The sequence below is a fragment of the Jujubicoccus corallicola genome (assembly GCF_047345645.1).
Classification (GTDB): Bacteria; Pseudomonadota; Alphaproteobacteria; order Rhodobacterales; family Rhodobacteraceae; genus JBLEFH01.
The window spans coordinates 468,377-483,852 of sequence record NZ_JBLEFH010000001.1 but is presented as its reverse complement, the minus strand read 5'-3'; the positions used below and the strand labels follow the sequence as shown (position 1 = coordinate 483,852).

16 protein-coding genes are annotated in these 15,476 nt (G+C 57.6%); 15 read left to right on the top strand and 1 reads right to left on the bottom strand.

The features are described 5' to 3' along the window. Nucleotides 1-37 precede the first annotated feature (37 nt). From dapD to speB, 15 genes are all read left to right on the top strand, one after another. Nucleotides 38-880, top strand: coding sequence for a 2,3,4,5-tetrahydropyridine-2,6-dicarboxylate N-succinyltransferase (gene dapD / locus ACMA5I_RS02395; RefSeq protein WP_525884625.1), 843 nt, complete (start codon nt 38-40; stop codon nt 878-880). 78 nt (nt 881-958) lie between these two features. Beyond that, the gene (locus ACMA5I_RS02390) at nt 959-1,198 is read left to right on the top strand and encodes a GlsB/YeaQ/YmgE family stress response membrane protein (RefSeq protein WP_525884624.1); all 240 of its coding nucleotides are present in this window, start codon (nt 959-961) and stop codon (nt 1,196-1,198) included. Beyond that, on the top strand, nt 1,195-1,497 hold the full coding sequence (locus ACMA5I_RS02385) for a DUF8846 family protein (protein WP_525884623.1): 303 nt from the start codon (nt 1,195-1,197) through the stop codon (nt 1,495-1,497). Before ACMA5I_RS02390 ends, ACMA5I_RS02385 begins: the two co-directional genes overlap by 4 nt. Then, nucleotides 1,490-2,149, top strand: a complete 660-nt coding sequence (locus ACMA5I_RS02380) for an HAD hydrolase-like protein (protein WP_525884622.1) — start codon at nt 1,490-1,492, stop codon at nt 2,147-2,149. Before ACMA5I_RS02385 ends, ACMA5I_RS02380 begins: the two co-directional genes overlap by 8 nt. Continuing rightward, the gene (gene dapE / locus ACMA5I_RS02375) at nt 2,143-3,270 is read left to right on the top strand and encodes a succinyl-diaminopimelate desuccinylase (RefSeq protein WP_525884705.1); all 1,128 of its coding nucleotides are present in this window, start codon (nt 2,143-2,145) and stop codon (nt 3,268-3,270) included. Before ACMA5I_RS02380 ends, dapE begins: the two co-directional genes overlap by 7 nt. Before the next feature lie 59 nt (nt 3,271-3,329). Continuing rightward, nucleotides 3,330-3,974, top strand: a complete 645-nt coding sequence (locus ACMA5I_RS02370; RefSeq protein ID WP_525884621.1) for a lytic transglycosylase domain-containing protein — start codon at nt 3,330-3,332, stop codon at nt 3,972-3,974. Then, nucleotides 3,974-6,046, top strand: coding sequence for a flagellar biosynthesis protein FlhA (gene flhA / locus ACMA5I_RS02365; RefSeq protein ID WP_525884620.1), 2,073 nt, complete (start codon nt 3,974-3,976; stop codon nt 6,044-6,046). The genes ACMA5I_RS02370 and flhA overlap by 1 nt, the downstream gene beginning before the upstream one ends. Next, nucleotides 6,046-6,822, top strand: coding sequence for a flagellar biosynthetic protein FliR (locus ACMA5I_RS02360; protein WP_525884619.1), 777 nt, complete (start codon nt 6,046-6,048; stop codon nt 6,820-6,822). Before flhA ends, ACMA5I_RS02360 begins: the two co-directional genes overlap by 1 nt. Next, entirely contained in the window at nt 6,819-7,913 is a 1,095-nt protein-coding gene (locus ACMA5I_RS02355) for an EscU/YscU/HrcU family type III secretion system export apparatus switch protein (RefSeq protein ID WP_525884618.1), read from the top strand. The genes ACMA5I_RS02360 and ACMA5I_RS02355 overlap by 4 nt, the downstream gene beginning before the upstream one ends. Continuing rightward, on the top strand, nt 7,913-8,293 hold the full coding sequence (locus tag ACMA5I_RS02350) for a hypothetical protein (protein ID WP_525884617.1): 381 nt from the start codon (nt 7,913-7,915) through the stop codon (nt 8,291-8,293). Before ACMA5I_RS02355 ends, ACMA5I_RS02350 begins: the two co-directional genes overlap by 1 nt. A gap of 70 nt (nt 8,294-8,363) precedes the next feature. Beyond that, the gene (locus tag ACMA5I_RS02345; protein WP_525884616.1) at nt 8,364-9,269 is read left to right on the top strand and encodes a lytic transglycosylase domain-containing protein; all 906 of its coding nucleotides are present in this window, start codon (nt 8,364-8,366) and stop codon (nt 9,267-9,269) included. A 66-nt stretch (nt 9,270-9,335) separates the two neighbouring features. After that, nucleotides 9,336-11,243 carry a biosynthetic arginine decarboxylase gene (speA, locus tag ACMA5I_RS02340; protein ID WP_525884615.1) on the top strand — a complete coding sequence of 636 codons (1,908 nt, stop codon included), beginning with the start codon at nt 9,336-9,338 and terminating at the stop codon, nt 11,241-11,243. Continuing rightward, complete coding sequence (locus tag ACMA5I_RS02335; RefSeq protein ID WP_525884614.1) at nt 11,236-12,453, top strand: saccharopine dehydrogenase family protein; 1,218 nt, start codon at nt 11,236-11,238, stop codon at nt 12,451-12,453. The genes speA and ACMA5I_RS02335 overlap by 8 nt, the downstream gene beginning before the upstream one ends. Continuing rightward, complete coding sequence (locus ACMA5I_RS02330) at nt 12,453-13,616, top strand: carboxynorspermidine decarboxylase (protein ID WP_525884613.1); 1,164 nt, start codon at nt 12,453-12,455, stop codon at nt 13,614-13,616. The genes ACMA5I_RS02335 and ACMA5I_RS02330 overlap by 1 nt, the downstream gene beginning before the upstream one ends. After that, nucleotides 13,613-14,464, top strand: a complete 852-nt coding sequence (gene speB, locus ACMA5I_RS02325) for an agmatinase (protein WP_525884612.1) — start codon at nt 13,613-13,615, stop codon at nt 14,462-14,464. Before ACMA5I_RS02330 ends, speB begins: the two co-directional genes overlap by 4 nt. Here the strand turns inward: speB and ACMA5I_RS02320 are convergent. Next, nucleotides 14,461-15,429 (bottom strand): hypothetical protein, encoded by a 969-nt coding sequence (locus tag ACMA5I_RS02320; protein ID WP_525884611.1) that lies wholly within the window; start codon nt 15,427-15,429, stop codon nt 14,461-14,463. The two genes, speB and ACMA5I_RS02320, sit on opposite strands and share 4 nt — an antisense overlap. Between the last annotated feature and the right edge of the window lie 47 nt (nt 15,430-15,476).

The window sequence follows — 15,476 nt, the reverse complement described above, 5'->3', positions numbered from 1 at the left end:
GGGAACAGAAATTGAGCGATAGCAACGGAGAGCGCCCATGTCCAACGCGCAATTGGAAACCGCCATTGAAACCGCGTGGGAGGGCCGCGACGCCATCACGCCCGAGACCAAGGGCGAGGCCCGCGAGGCGGTAGAAGCCACGCTTGATGCGCTGGAAGCCGGCACGCTGCGGGTTGCGGAAAAGCAGGGCGACGACTGGCAGGTGAATCAGTGGGCGAAGAAAGCCGTGCTTTTGTCCTTCCGTCTCAATGACATGGCGCCGATCTCGGGTGGCCCCGGCGGCTCGACATGGTGGGACAAGGTGCCGAGCAAATTCGACGGCTGGGGCGAGAGCGAGTGGAAACAGGCCGGTTTCCGCGCCGTGCCGAACTGCGTCGTCCGCCGATCCGCGCATATCGGCAAGGGCGTCGTGCTGATGCCGTCCTTCGTTAACCTTGGCGCTTATGTCGATGAAGGCACGATGGTGGACACATGGGTCACCGTCGGCTCCTGCGCGCAAATCGGCAAAAACGTTCACCTTTCCGGCGGCGTCGGCATTGGCGGCGTGCTGGAGCCGATGCAAGCGGGCCCGACCATCATCGAGGACAACTGCTTCATCGGCGCGCGCTCCGAAGTCGTCGAAGGCTGTATCGTGCGCGAGGGCTCCGTCCTCGGTATGGGCGTTTTCATCGGTCAGTCTACCAAGATCGTGGACCGCAACACTGGTGAAGTCTTCATGGGCGAAGTGCCGCCCTACTCCGTCGTCGTCGCGGGCACCCTGCCGGGCAAACCGCTCCCGAATGGCGAGCCGGGACCGAATCTTTACTGCGCTGTCATCGTCAAGCGCGTCGACGAGCGCACCCGTTCGAAAACCTCGATCAACGATCTGCTGCGCGGCTAAGCCGCAGGGAACCAATGCTTGCAACCGATTGTTAGTTCAGTCCAACTGACAACGCAGCAGTCAAAGAGAGGACAGAACATGGGATTCATTCTCACCATCATCATCGGCGGTCTCGCCGGCTGGATCGCCAGCAACATCATGGACAGCCCGAACGGCATCCTCGTCAACATCGTGCTCGGGATCCTAGGCGCGACGGTCGGCGGCTGGCTCCTGTCGCTCGGCGGTCTCGACACCAGCGGCGGGCTGATCGTGCGCCTGCTTGTGGCGGTCTTCGGCGCGGCGGTGCTGATCTGGATCGCGCGCCTGATCCGAAAATGAGCAAGCAGCGGCTCTACCGTCTGATTGTGTCGCTCGGCCGCAAGCCGGGCGACGGTCTGCCGGAGAACGCCACCGGCGGCGCCCTGCTCTGCTACGCTTCCGGCGTGGATGACGCAGAAGCCGTGCGCGAGACGGTGGCGCTTCTCAAACAGGCGGATATGTCGGTTCTGGAAGTGGAAGCCGATGATTTGCCTGACGATTTACCGCCCGAGGAACGCGAGCTCGCCGACCGGGCGCTGGCCGAAAACGCTGTGATCGTGGCGCAGCAAACCGCATTTTACGAGGGCGAAAATGATTAAAGGCATCTATCTCGACCTCGACGGCACGCTGGTCGACAGCCGCGAGAGCATCATCACCTCCATCCAGTACACGATGAAGGAAATCGGCGCGGAACATGTGGATGAAGAGACGATCCGCTGGGTCGTCGGCCCGCCTTTAGAGGTGATTTTTCAAGAACTTCTCGGCCTGCACGCAGATCTTGAAGAGGCGATGGAAATCTACCGCGCGCATTACACGGGCGGGAATATGTATGAGGCCGATGTCTTCGACGGCATTGGCGAAATGCTGATGGATCTGCGCGAAACCGAGGCAGGGCTCTGGATCGCGACCTCGAAACCCGCCAGTTATGCCAATAAAATCATTGAACATTTTGGGATCGATGCGCATGTCGACGGACTCTTCGGCTCCGAGGAAAGCGGCCACAATGCCGACAAGACGGATCTTATCGCCCACGCCCTCAACGAAACCGAGGTCGAGGCGCATGAGGCGATCATGATTGGCGACCGCAAATACGACATTATCGGCGCGAAAAACAACGGCGTCCCCAGCATCGGCGCGCTTTGGGGATTTGGCGAAGAGGGCGAATTGCATATGGCCGAGGCCGACGCGTTGGCCGGTCATCCCGACGATGTGCTGGAGCTGGTTCTGGAGATCGCCGGGGTCGAATTGTGACCGATCCGGTTGCACTGACGCAGGACCTCATCCGCTGCGCGTCGGTCACGCCCGAAGAGGGCGGCGCGTTGATTTTATTGGAAGAAAAGCTTACCGCCGCCGGGTTTGTCTGCAGCCGCGTGGACCGTGGCGGGGTTGCAAACCTATTCGCCCGATGGGGCGAGTCCGGCCCCGTCTTCGGCTTCAACGGCCACACCGACGTGGTTCCCGCCGGCGATGAAGCCGCTTGGACGCATCCGCCCTTTAGCGGCGACATTGAAAACGGCGTCCTCTGGGGCCGCGGCGCAACGGATATGAAATCCGGCGTGGCCGCCTTCGTCGCCGCTGCGATTGATTTCGTTGAGAAAACACCGCCCAGTGGGTCCATCAGCCTCGCGATCACCGGCGATGAAGAGGGCCAGGCGCAGGATGGCACCCGCGCCCTTCTCGACTGGATGGCGACGCAGGGCGAGCGCATGGATGTATGTCTCGTCGGCGAGCCGACCTGCCCCGAAACTCTCGGCGAGATGATGAAAATCGGCCGGCGCGGCTCCATCACCTGCGAGATCATCGCCCGCGGACAGCAGGGCCATGTCGCCTACCCGCACCGCGCGCTGAACCCGCTCCCGGCTTTGGTCGCCTATCTCGATCGGCTCGCCAACCACACGCTCGACGAAGGCACCGCGCATTTCGACCCGTCGACCCTTGCGATAACCACGATTGACGTGGGCAACCCCGCCAGCAATGTGATCCCCGCCGAAGCCTTCGCGCGGATGAATATCCGCTTCAACGACCTGCATTCCGAAACCAGTCTAACCGATTGGTTTTACGAGATGATTCCGAATAGTGACGTCGCTTTCGACCTGAAAATTTCCTGCTCTGGCGAGGCCTTCATCACGCCGCCCGGCACGCTTTCCGATCTCATCGCAAACGCCGTAAAAGCGGAGACAGGCATTTACCCTATTCTGTCCACCTCCGGCGGCACCTCCGACGCGCGGTTCATGCGCAAACATTGTCCGGTTGTCGAATTCGGTCTCGTCGGCAAAACCATGCATCAGGTCGATGAGCGGATCGAGATCAGCCAGATCGAGACGCTGAAGGCGATTTATACCCGCATTTTGAGCGATTATTTCGCCTCGTAAGTTACAGTTTCTAAACGTCCTCGCCGTAGCGTGACCCCGTTAACCAACGGGAGAACCCGATGCGGCGTCTGCTGATTCTTGTCTTTTGCCTTTTCGGCGCGGATCAGGCCGCCGGAAGTCCAAATATTTGCTACGATGCGGCGCGCGCGGCTTCGGGTCACGTGCCCGCTGAAGTTTTGGCCGCTATCACCATCACGGAAACCGGGCGCAACGGACAACCCTGGCCGTGGACGGTTAATCTCGAAGGGAAAGGGCACTGGTTCGACACACGCGACGCGGCGCTTGCCTTTGCCCGCAAGGCCCGCGCCGCCGGACGCACCTCCTTCGATGTCGGCTGTTTTCAAGTAAATTATCGCTGGCATGGCGAGTATTTTGCCTCCCTCGAAGACATGTTCGAGCCGCGCGTGAACGCCGCCTACGCGTCGAAATTCCTCGGGGATCTTTTTAACGAAACCGGAAGCTGGTCAGCAGCCGCCGGCGCTTATCATTCGCGCACACCGAAATATGCCAATATCTACCGCGCGCGCTTCGACCGGATCATCGCGCAACTGGATTTACCCGCGCAATCCTATCAACCCGCCGCCGCACCTAGCGGGTTGTTAACCACAGCGCCGCGCCGAGATCGTATCCCGCAAGCGTCACAAGGCTTGCTCGGCCTCGCCCGCGGTCCCCTCATTCAAGCAGCAGGCCAGAGCCTTTTCTGATGGAAAAAGCACGCCACCTTTTCCAACCCACAATCCTGATGGCGCTCGCGCTAATGGCTGTGATCACAATGATGATCCTCCCAATGCCCGCCTTCATTCTCGACATGGGCTTGGCCACCAGCTTCGCCCTCGCGATCCTGATTTTTACCATCACCCTCTTCATCGAGCGCCCGCTGGATTTCTCATCCTTTCCAATGATTTTGCTCAGCTCGCTGATGCTACGTCTAGCGCTCAACGTCTCCTCGACAAAACTCATCATCGGCGAAGGCCACAAAGGAACCCGCGCCGCTGGCGAGGTGATCAACGGCTTCGCAGACTTCATCATGGGTGGAAGTCTATTCCTCGGCCTCGTCGTTTTCGGCGTCTTGATGATCGTCAATTTCATTGTGATCACAAAAGGTGCAGGTCGGATGGCGGAGGTCGGAGCCCGCTTCGCTCTCGACGGGATGCCCGGCAAACAGCTCGCTATCGACAGCGATATGGCGGCTGGCGCAATTAACCACGACGAAGCGCGGGAACGCCGCCGGATCGAGCAGGAAGAAACCACCTTCTTCGGCTCCCTCGACGGCGTGTCAAAATTCGTCAAAGGCGACGCGGTGGCAGGCCTACTCATCACCCTGCTGAACTTCGTCATGGGGCTCTCGATGGGTCTCTTCGTTCATGGTATGCCCGTCGGCCAAGCTTTTGAAACCTATACGATCCTGACCGTCGGCGATGGTCTCGTGACGCAAATTCCGGCGGTGATCATCTCTATTGCCTCGGCGATTCTCCTTTCTAAGGGCGGCGCAGTCGGCTCTGCCGACCAAGCGCTCATCCAGCAAATTGGCCGTTATCCGACGGCGCTCGCCACAGTGGCGGCGCTGCTCGCCTTGTTCGGCCTTATGCCCGGCCTCCCCTTCATCCCATTCATATTTGGTGCCGGGGTCTTGGGCGCGTCCGCTTGGCTCGCACGAAAAAAGCAACTTGAAGCGGCGAAGCGCGCAGCGTTGCCCCAAAAGACGGAGGCCGCGCCCCAGAAGGAAACACTGGGCGATATTCTGGATCTCGACGAAATTCACATCGAATTTGCGCCCGATCTTGTGCCGGTTGTCATGGACGAAGCGACCGGCCTGAACAGTCGCATTTCCACCATGCGCAACCATATCGCCGCTCATTTTGGCTTGGTGATCCCGGAAATTCGGATCACGGACAATCCAAGCCTGCCCGACAAAAGCTACAGCATTAAAATTCAAAGCGTTGAAGCCGCGCGCGGCGCGCTGGAGCCGGATCAAATCCTTGTATTGTTGCAAGATGAACGGCCAGCACCCGATGGGGTGAGCGTTGCAGAGCCGGTTTATGGCGCGCCCGCGCGATGGATTGCGCCGCAACAACAAGAGGATGCGGCTTTGGCTGGGCTTGCCACAATCACGCCGACGGAGGTGGTTGCCACGCACCTTCTTGAAACGCTCAAACAAAATTTTGGCCGTTTGTTCAATCGCCGCGCGCTGCGCCGTCTGCTCGATCAGTTCGTAACGCTGTCCGATGGGGCTCGGGCTGACGCAAACAAACGTATTATCGACGAGTTCGTGCCGGATCGCGTCCCTATTGACCAACTTCAGGCCGTGATGCGCCTCTTGCTGGAGGAGCGCATTTCAATTCGGAACATCCCGCTCATTCTGGAAGCAATTTCTGAGATAAATGCCGCAGTGAAGGCTCCCGCGGCGCTCTGCGAGCATGTTCGCCAACGCATGGCATTCCAGATCACGGCAGAATTAACCGATAAGGACGGGCAGTTGCCGCTTATTCAACTGGCGCCGGAATGGGAGGATCTCTTTCAGGCGCATCAGATCGATGGCGAAGCGGGCGCGGTCGATGTCGCCCTTCCGCCTGATGAATTTAACCGTCTCGCAACATCGATTGGTGAGAAAATTCAAAGCGCTGCGGCGGCGGGTCGCTATCCGGCGATCGTCAGCTCAACGCGAAGACGTCGCTTTCTTCACACGGTTCTGGTCGCCAAAGGGATACGAAACCCCGTTCTTTCCTACGAAGAAATTGGCCCCGACACGCGGCCCAGTTTGGTCGGCGTTGCCTGATGGGCGGCCTTATCGTGCTCTCACAATACATGCCCGAGTGGGTCGCTTTAGCAGCCCTCGTTTTTGCGCGGGTCGGTGCCGTGATCTCGGTCGCACCAGCATTCGGGACGCCAATCCTCCCACGCCGGGTTCGCCTCGGTGCCGCGATCGCTTTTACCATAATTGTGCTTCCTGCCGTCGCTAACACCATCACCGTTCCTGAAACGACCAACACTCTGGCAGCCGCACTTATGGTCGAGTCGGTCATCGGCCTCGCCATGGGTCTTTCGCTCCGTATGATCCTGATGGCGCTGCAAATTGCGGGAAACATCGCGGCGCAGAGCGCGTCTCTCGCACAAGTTCTTGGCCCCTCTGCCCTCCCCGACCCGATGCCCGCCATCGGCACCATTTTGGTCATGGGCGCATTCGCCTTAGCCTTCGCCGCGGGGCTCCATGTGAAGCTCGCCGTAGGGTTAATTCGAAGCTATGATTTGGTGTCCTTCAACACGCTGCCAGAAAGTGGAGAACTCGCCGAATGGGCCCGCCACGCTTCGACGGAAAGCATCCGGATCGGTTTCGCCCTGTCATCGCCCTTTTTGCTTGCAGCCCTCGCCTACAACCTTGCCCTCGGCGCGATTAACAAAGCGATGCCACAGCTCATGGTCGTCTTTATCGGCGCGCCCGCCATCACCGCAGCCGGCCTCATCCTGATGCTGCTTGCCGCACCGTTAATACTCACGCTATGGGTGGGTCATCTTGATCGCGCAATCCTCGCGCCCTTCGCGGTGCGGCCATGAGCGAGGGACAAAGCGATAGTGGCGAAAAGGTCTTTGACCCGACGCCGCAACGTCTGGACCGCGCGCGTCGGGAAGGCGATATCCCGCAGTCGAAAGACCTGAACGCCGCCGCTGTTTACCTTGCTATTTTCATCGCCTCGATCGGGTTTGGCGGCTATGTGATGCGCGAAGCCGCCGGCCCGATGCAGTTCGCGCTCGGCAATGCCGACTATTTCGCCCCGCAGTTTCTCGGCAGCGGCGGTCCTGCGATGGCCGGAGAATGGTTTCTGGCGATGCTGACACCGCTTCTACTCATCCTGCTTTTGCCCGCCGGTTTCGGCCTGATATCGCTCATTGCGCAGCGCGCGATTGTGTTTGCGCCCTCAAAACTCAAACCCAAACTCTCCCGCATCTCTCTGATCTCAAATGCAAAAAACAAGTTTGGTACGGCTGGTCTCGTCGAATTTGCCAAAAGTGCGCTCAAGATGGGGCTAATTGGCCTCGGCCTAGCGATTTACCTTAAACGCAATCAGGACATGATCATCGGAGCCGCCCGCGCAGAGTCGCCGCAAGTCGTCGCGATGATGGCGCAGATCATTACCTCCATGCTGACAATCACGCTGCTCATCGCCATTTTCATCGGAGGAATCGATTATTTCTGGCAGCAATATCACCATCGGCAAAAGCTTCGTATGTCGCTTCAGGAGATGAAGGACGAGATGAAGAACGTTGAGGGCGACCCGCATATGAAGGCGCAGCGCCGAAAGCGGGGCGAAGAACTTGCGATGAACCAGATGCTTGCAGACGTTCCGAAGGCGGATGTGATTTTGGTCAACCCGACCCATTACGCCGTCGCGTTAACTTGGACCCGCCTGCCCGGCTCAGCACCCAAATTGATTGCGAAAGGCGTGGATGACGTCGCCGCACGCATCCGCGATATTGCGCGTGAAGCGAATATTCCAATCCATTCTGATCCGCCGACCGCACGCGCGCTTAATGCCTCAACGGAGATCGGCGACGAGATCCATCCGGATCACTATCGCCCCGTCGCCGCCGCTATTCGCTTCGCGGACACGATGCGTAAGAAAATGCGGGAACGTGGTTACTCATGATGACCCGCTATGAAACGCTCTCACAGATTGCGAAGCTCGCCGCGGATCGCGATATCGCGAAATTGGCGGCGTTGAGCGCGGAAAAATCACGTTTGGAAACGAAGTTGACAGAGATTGCGAAGCAGCGTCGCGACCTCCGCGCGTTGCCACCTTCTCAGCAGTCTGAGGCGCTTAAATGGACGGTCTGGTTGGAGCAGACAGAAAAGCGCGTCCGTACACAAATCTTCGAAGCGGCGAAGAAAATCGAGCACGCAAAACAACTTGCAGCGCGCAGCTACGGTAAATTTCGGGCAACGGAAATCCTCTCAGAGAAAGCAGCGAAACAAGCGCGGCTGGAGCGCAACCGAAAGGCCGAACGCGAGGGTCAGCCGCCGGAATGATTGCGCGACAAAAAAGCCGCTTGGGTTGGGCGGGCGGATACCGTAAATCTGCGATGACGTTGAATTCGGTATGAGCATGATGTTATCTCGCCTCGCCTCGATCCTCCTGTTAACGCTGTTCTTCGCTCACCCCTTGCGCGCGGAGACGGCGCCGCAGATCTACTGCGCGACGCCGAAGGGGGAGAACAGCCCGACCTGTATCAGCCGGGACGCCTTTGCCGACGATCTGTGCGTCGCGCTCGAGCGTTCCGCCGAACGCTACGCTCTGGATCCGCATTTTTTCACACGTCTCATATGGCGCGAGAGCCGTTTCAACCCGTCGGCAATTAGCCCGGTCGGTGCGGAAGGCATTGCGCAATTCATGCCGGGAACCGCCAAAATTCGCGGACTGACCAACAGCTTCAACCCTGCGCTGGCGCTGGACGCATCGGCAAGTTATCTATCTGAACTCAAAGCCGAATTCGGCAATGTTGGATTGGCCGCTGCAGCATATAACGCAGGCGAAGAGCGCGTTCGTGGGTTCATGACGAAAGAGCGTGGGCTGCCAACGGAAACCATTAATTACGTCTTGGCCATCACCGACGTGCCCGCGGAGAGATGGCGCGACGAGCCGCCAGAAGCGCTGGACCTGCGCCTGTCCAAGACAGAGCCGTTTTTACCAACATGTGTGCAGCAAGCCGAGAGCCGCAGCGTTCCAGAATTTCGCGTTGCGGCACCGGCGGCCAAGCCTTGGGGCGTCCAGCTCGGGTGGCACCCAACGCGTTCCGGTGCCTCGCAAATTTTCCGACGTGTTCGTGCACAGCACGCAAATGTTTTGGGGCGTGAGAGCCCGATCTATATCCGGTCCAAAATGCCGGGGTTTGGCAATCGCGCGCGGTATTCGGTTCGGGTCGGGCGTAACACAAAGACTGAAGCGATGGCACTTTGCAACCAGATCCGCTCGGTCGGCGGTGTCTGCACGGTGGCCCGAAATTAACCCACAGACCATTTGTTTCGCTTGGATTTTTGTCCTATAGCGAGACCGACTGGCGTGGAGGCTGACATGACCGATCTTTCGCAGATTTACGGGCTAAATCGCTGGGGCGCGGGCATGTTCGCGGCATGCGACAATGGCGATTTGGGGCTCATAAATCCCGCCAATCTCGAAGCATCGCCGCAAAGTCTTCCAGAAATGGTTAAAAACCTCGATGCTCGCGGAATCCAAACACCGGTGATCCTTCGTGTCGGCGCGTTTCTTCGCCGTCAGGTGGAGGCGATCAACGAATCTTTCGCGCGCGCGATTGCGCAATCCGGCTATCGAAACATCTATCGCGGTGTGTTTCCTATCAAGGTTAACCAGCAGGCAGAAGTCGTTGATCGGATTGTGGATTATGGTCGCAAGTGGTCGGTTGGTTTGGAGGCGGGAAGCAAGCCCGAATTGATCGTGGCACTTTCCCGTGGCCTGCCACCGGGTGCCCTTCTCATCTGCAACGGGATAAAGGATGCCGAGTTTATTCGGCTTGCGATTCTTGCGCGCAAGGCAGGCATTAATTGCGTTGTAGTGATTGAAAGTCCCGAAGAGGTAGAGACGATCATCGCCGAGAGCCGCCGCCTAGGCGAAAAGCCTATGCTTGGCGTGCGGATCAAATTAACCAGACGCATCACCGGCAATTGGGCGGAAAGTTCGGGAGACCGCTCGACCTTTGGGCTAACCGCGAAAGAAGTCGTTGATCTCGTGGATCGCCTTGACGAGGCTGACCTTCTCGATTGTCTCAAGCTGCAACACTCCCATCTCGGCAGCCAGATTCCGAAAGTGATCGACGCGCGCCAAGCGGTTGATGAAGCGAGCCGGTTCTTTATCGAGTTATCGAGACTCGGAGCGCCTCTCGAGTATCTCGATCTCGGTGGTGGGCTCGGGATAGACTATACGGGTGAGGCCCGTGCCACCGAAAACTCCATTAACTATACGCTCGACGAGTATTGCCTAAATGTTGTCGAAGCCGTGCGCTATGCGATGGACGCCGCCGACCTTCCCCATCCAGTTTTGGTGACCGAAAGCGGCCGCGCCACGGTCGCCTATTCGTCAATGTTGCTTTTCGATATCTTGGGCGCGAGTTATTTTGACCGAACCGAAGAGGTCGCGCCGGAACCGGATGATCATCATATGCTGTCGGATATGGCAGCGATTCCGGGCTATTTGAACGCGCGGCGTGTGCAGGAATGTCTGAACGACGCCGATTATTATCGCGAGGAATTGCGGGCCCTCTTCCGCCGCGGCGTCATTGATTTGCGGCAAATTGCACGCGCAGAGCAGATCTATCTATATGTGATCGGGCGCATCAAAGATCTGGTTAATCAGACGGAGAACGTGCCACTCGAGGTGGTCGAGGAACTCTCCGCGCATCGCGACATCTACCATGCAAATTTCTCTGTTTTTCAGAGCCTTCCTGATATGTGGGCGATCAATCAGGTGCTTCCAATCGCGCCTCTGCAACGGTTGAATGAGAAGCCTAATCGACGCGCCGTGCTGTCCGATATCACCTGTGACTCTGATGGGAAAATCGATCAGTTTGTTCTGGAAGATGGGATCGCCAACGCCTTGCCGATCCACGAACTACGTGACGGCGAAAGCTACTATGTCGGCGTTTTTCTTGTGGGCGCTTATCAGGAAACGCTCGGCGATCTGCACAATCTTTTCGGCGATACCAATGTTGTGACGGTCGATTTTAACGACGATGGGGCGTTGGAACTATTGCATGAGGTCGAGGGCGACACGGTGGCGGAGGTCATCGCCTATGTTGAATACGAGCCGAAACAGTGCCTTGATGCGTTCAAGACCATCGTAGAGAGTGCTGTAAAGGCAGGGAAAATCGACGCGCGCGAGCGTAAGATCATGATCGACACCTATCGCGTCGCGATTGGCGGCTACACTTATTACGAACATTTCCGGGAGGAAGATAACCATGTCTAAAGATGTTCTGGTCATCGGCGCGGGCGGCGTCGCTTCGGTTACTTTGCACAAGATGGCGATGAACCGTGATCTCTTTCCGGGCACCATTTCTGTCGCCAGCCGCACGCTGTCGAAATGTGAGGCTATCGCTGAATCTGTTAAGAAACGGACGGGCGAGCAGATTTCCTGCTATCAGCTTGACGCGGATAACGTAGACGAGACGGTTGCGTTGATCGAAAAGATCAAACCCACCCTCCTCGTCAACCTTGCGCTTCCTTATCAAGACCTTGCCTTGATGGATGCGTGTCTGAAGACCGGCGTTCACTATCTCGACACAGCCAACTACGAGCCTCCCGAAGAAGCGAAATTTGAGTATTCGCATCAGTGGAAACTGCACGACCGCTTTAAGGAAGCGGGCCTTATGGCGGTTCTTGGCTCCGGGTTTGATCCGGGCGTGACAAGCGTGTTCGCGACTTGGCTACGCAAACACAAGCTCGACGGGATCCGCCAGATCGACATTCTCGATTGCAATGGCGGTGATCATGGCCACCCGTTTGCCACGAATTTTAACCCAGAAATCAATATCCGCGAGGTCACCGCACCGGCGCGGCATTGGGAGGATGGGCAATGGGTGGAAACGCCCGCCATGTCAACCAAAGTCGCGTTTGACTTTGATCAGGTTGGCGAAAAGAACATGTATCTCATGTATCACGAGGAGCTTGAGAGCCTCGCGAAACACTTCCCGGAGATCGAGCGCGCGCGTTTCTGGATGACCTTCGGTGATGCTTACATTAACCACGTGACGGTGCTCCAGAATGTTGGCATGACGTCGATTGAGCCCGTCATGCACGAGGGTTACGAGATCATCCCGCTTCAATTTCTGAAATCCGTGTTGCCCAATCCGGGCGATCTTGGTGAACGGACCAAGGGGAAGACCAATATTGGCGATATTGCGACCGGTCCGGCGAAGGATGGCGACGGCGAAAAGACCTTCTACATCTACAACATTTGCGATCACGAGGAGTGCTATCGTGAGGTCGGCAGCCAGGCGGTGAGCTACACAACCGGTGTTCCTGCAATGATCGGCGCGGCGCTGATTTTGAACGGGACGTGGTCCGGCGCAGGCGTGTTCAATATGGAGGAGCTCGACCCCGATCCATTCATGGATTTGCTCAATGAACATGGGTTGCCGTGGCAAGTCGTTGAACTTGATGGGCCGGTGACGTTCTGATGATGGAGACGAAGGCGGGCGATGCAGGTGCGTTCGCCCATTTCGATTTGGACCGTGTACCGACGCCCTGTTTCGTTGTCGACAAGGCAAAGGTTGAGGACAATCTCAAGATTCTCAGCGAGATTGCGGATCAGTCTGGTGCAACGATCCTCGGCGCGTTGAAAGCCTTCTCTATGTGGTCGCTAGCGCCTCTGGTTTCGCGTTATCTTCCAGGCACTTGCGCGAGTGGTTTATGGGAAGCGCGGCTTGGGCGCGAAGAATATGGCGGCATCGTCGAGACCTTTGCGGCGGGCTACAAGGAGGATGAAATCGACGAGATCATCGCGCTTTCCGACGTCATGGTCTTCAACTCTCCAGCGCAACATCGCCGTTTTCGCAAGAATATCGATGCAAGCAGCAAAGACATCTCGGTCGGCCTGCGCATAAATCCGGGTCTCGCGCTCGGTGAAGTTGCAAAATACGATCCTGCCGCACCCGGCTCACGTCTCGGAACGCCGCTGGACCAGATCACCGAGGATGATCTTCAGGAAGTCGACGGGCTTCATTTTCACGTGCTTTGCGAGCAGGATTTCGCGCCGCTCGCCGCGATTTGGGCGCATATCTCGCCCACTATTGAGCGCCTAGCGCCGCATCTGAAGTGGATCAATATGGGTGGCGGTCATCATATCACCCGCGCCGATTATGATCGCGCCGCGCTCGTCCGGTTTTTAATCAACGTTCAGCAAAAAACGGGGCTCAAGGTTTACCTTGAGCCCGGCGAGGCTATCGCCCTTGATGCAGGTATCCTTGTTGGAGAGGTACTTGATATCATTGAAAATGATGGACCGAACGCGATCCTCGACATTTCTGCCACCTGCCATATGCCAGATGTGCTTGAAGCGCCCTATCGGCCTGCATTGATGGGCGAAAACGGCAATGTGGAGGTGTGCCTTGGAGGGCCATCTTGCCTAGCCGGCGATGTGATCGGAAGCTACCAGTTTCCGGCAACCCCGCAACATGGCGACCGAGTCGCGTTTCTCGACCAAGCGCATTATTCGATGGTGAAAACGACGACCTTTAACGGTGTGCGCTTACCGTCAATTGCGATCTGGAACAGCGAAACCGACGCTTTGCGCATCGTGCGCAGCTTTACATATGAAGATTTTAAGGAGCGGCTTTCATGATCTTTCTCGATAGCGAATTAACCGAGAAAGAGCGGAGCGAGGAGGCGCTTTTTCATATCGTTCCGATGCCGCTTGAAAAAACGGTTTCCTATGGCTCCGGAACCGCATCGGGGCCGACAGCGCTTGTCGCCGCTTCAAATGAGTTAGAGCGCCTTTGGCGGGGGATCGAGCCCTGTGATCGGGGTATTTTCACGCATCCGACCATCAACTGTGATGGACCGATTGCAGAGTCGCTAGAGACCTTGAGCGCTAAGACGGAAGCCTTAGTAAAAAAGGGGAAAATACCCGTGACGCTTGGCGGCGAGCACAGCCTTAGTTGGGGGGCTGTTCTTGGTGTAAAGCGCGCGCTTGGCGAAGTTGGTATCGTTCAAATTGACGCGCATGCTGACCTGCGGCGCGCCTATCAGGGCGAACGCCATTCTCATGCGTCGGTGATGCAACTTCTCGCCGAGGAGGAGCAAATCCCGCTCGCGCAATACGGGATACGGGCGCTCTCGCAGGAGGAGGCGGATCTGCGCGACCAGCTGAACGTAATCCATATCGACGCGGAAGCGCTTGTCACCGGGAACGTTACCGAAATCTCGCTTCCCGCTGATTTTCCAGAAAATGTCTATATTAGCTTCGACGTCGACGGTTTGGATGCGGCCATCATGCCCGCGACCGGCACACCGGCGCCCGGCGGTCTCGGCTACTATCAGTCCCTGTCCATCGTGCGCTCCGCACTGAAAGGGCGAAAATGCGTCGGGATTGATGTCGTCGAGTTGGCCCCGATCGACGGCGCAGAGGTGTGGGACTTCACTGCAGCACAGTTAACGTACGCCTTAATGGGCATAGCGATCGGCGGTTAATCCGCCGTTTCCGCGCGAATGATCTGTGCAAGATGGTGAATGATGTCTTCATCAGGCGCGTTGACAAGCTTCGCGCCTTTCCCTTTCTCGCCGCGACCGAGCCTCCCGACGGCCAGTTCACTTTCATAGATGGTCCCACAGCCGACACGCAGCGACAGATTATCCGTCGCGGCACCCGACATTTCAAAAATCTCACCTGGCTCAAGATCGCTAAGGTCAGCGAGTGAAATTTTTCCGCGAAAGATCTGTGCATCAATGACCAGCGGCGCCATCGTGATCGCGCGGGTCATGTGCTCCGACCAGAAGTCCGGCATGTCTTGACCGTCTCCGCCTTCTAGAGGCGCATCGATTGTGCGGAAAAGATCGAGCATGGAGAGCGGAAGAACACATTGAAACGGAACGCGAAACTTCGTGTCGGCGACAGCGATTTCCATATTCATGGTCATCATGTCCGCATGGTCCGGCGCGATGTGATCGAGATGCGATGGATCGCCCGTGAGATCTGAAAGCACAGGTACGGCACCCGCCCGCGCGCCGAGAACCGTCCGCGTTGCAAGGATAAACGCTTGTAAGAAAAGCTCGGAAAATTCCTTGCAGAGCGCCATATCTATCGCGGTCGCACGGCGCTCAACCACCTCATCAAGCTGTGTCGGATCGCCGCCGAGGCGCAATTCCACCACGCGCGACACCGTTTCATAGGGCAGAACCAGATAGCCAGAATCGCGCGCGCCATCAACGCTGACCTTCGCCAAAAGCGCCGCGGGCGGGACGCTTTCACGCATTTTTCGAAAATTCCGAATGGGCGCTTCGTTGACTTGTGCCAGAATCGGTTGCCCAAAACAGGCCCGCAAAAAACTGTCGAGATTGCGCGAGAGTGTGTCGCTGAACTGATCCATCTGCGTGATCGGCAGCTTGGTTGCGCGGGAGATCGTCAGCTTTTTCTCAAGAATCTGTTCGGCGGCCATATCCAGTATCTCCGTTCTCGGAGGCAACATGTCTCGCCTTTCTTTCA

Coding starts and splice junctions, on each gene's coding strand:
- flhA (WP_525884620.1), top strand. CDS start 3,974: ATGGAAAAAGCACGCCACCTTTTCCAACCCACAATCCTGATGGCGCTC.
- ACMA5I_RS02330 (WP_525884613.1), top strand. CDS start 12,453: ATGATGGAGACGAAGGCGGGCGATGCAGGTGCGTTCGCCCATTTCGAT.
- dapD (WP_525884625.1), top strand. CDS start 38: ATGTCCAACGCGCAATTGGAAACCGCCATTGAAACCGCGTGGGAGGGC.
- speB (WP_525884612.1), top strand. CDS start 13,613: ATGATCTTTCTCGATAGCGAATTAACCGAGAAAGAGCGGAGCGAGGAG.
- ACMA5I_RS02370 (WP_525884621.1), top strand. CDS start 3,330: ATGCGGCGTCTGCTGATTCTTGTCTTTTGCCTTTTCGGCGCGGATCAG.
- ACMA5I_RS02385 (WP_525884623.1), top strand. CDS start 1,195: ATGAGCAAGCAGCGGCTCTACCGTCTGATTGTGTCGCTCGGCCGCAAG.
- ACMA5I_RS02350 (WP_525884617.1), top strand. CDS start 7,913: ATGACCCGCTATGAAACGCTCTCACAGATTGCGAAGCTCGCCGCGGAT.
- ACMA5I_RS02335 (WP_525884614.1), top strand. CDS start 11,236: ATGTCTAAAGATGTTCTGGTCATCGGCGCGGGCGGCGTCGCTTCGGTT.
- ACMA5I_RS02390 (WP_525884624.1), top strand. CDS start 959: ATGGGATTCATTCTCACCATCATCATCGGCGGTCTCGCCGGCTGGATC.
- ACMA5I_RS02355 (WP_525884618.1), top strand. CDS start 6,819: ATGAGCGAGGGACAAAGCGATAGTGGCGAAAAGGTCTTTGACCCGACG.
- ACMA5I_RS02320 (WP_525884611.1), bottom strand. CDS start 15,429: ATGGCCGCCGAACAGATTCTTGAGAAAAAGCTGACGATCTCCCGCGCA.
- ACMA5I_RS02345 (WP_525884616.1), top strand. CDS start 8,364: ATGAGCATGATGTTATCTCGCCTCGCCTCGATCCTCCTGTTAACGCTG.
- ACMA5I_RS02360 (WP_525884619.1), top strand. CDS start 6,046: ATGGGCGGCCTTATCGTGCTCTCACAATACATGCCCGAGTGGGTCGCT.
- ACMA5I_RS02380 (WP_525884622.1), top strand. CDS start 1,490: ATGATTAAAGGCATCTATCTCGACCTCGACGGCACGCTGGTCGACAGC.
- speA (WP_525884615.1), top strand. CDS start 9,336: ATGACCGATCTTTCGCAGATTTACGGGCTAAATCGCTGGGGCGCGGGC.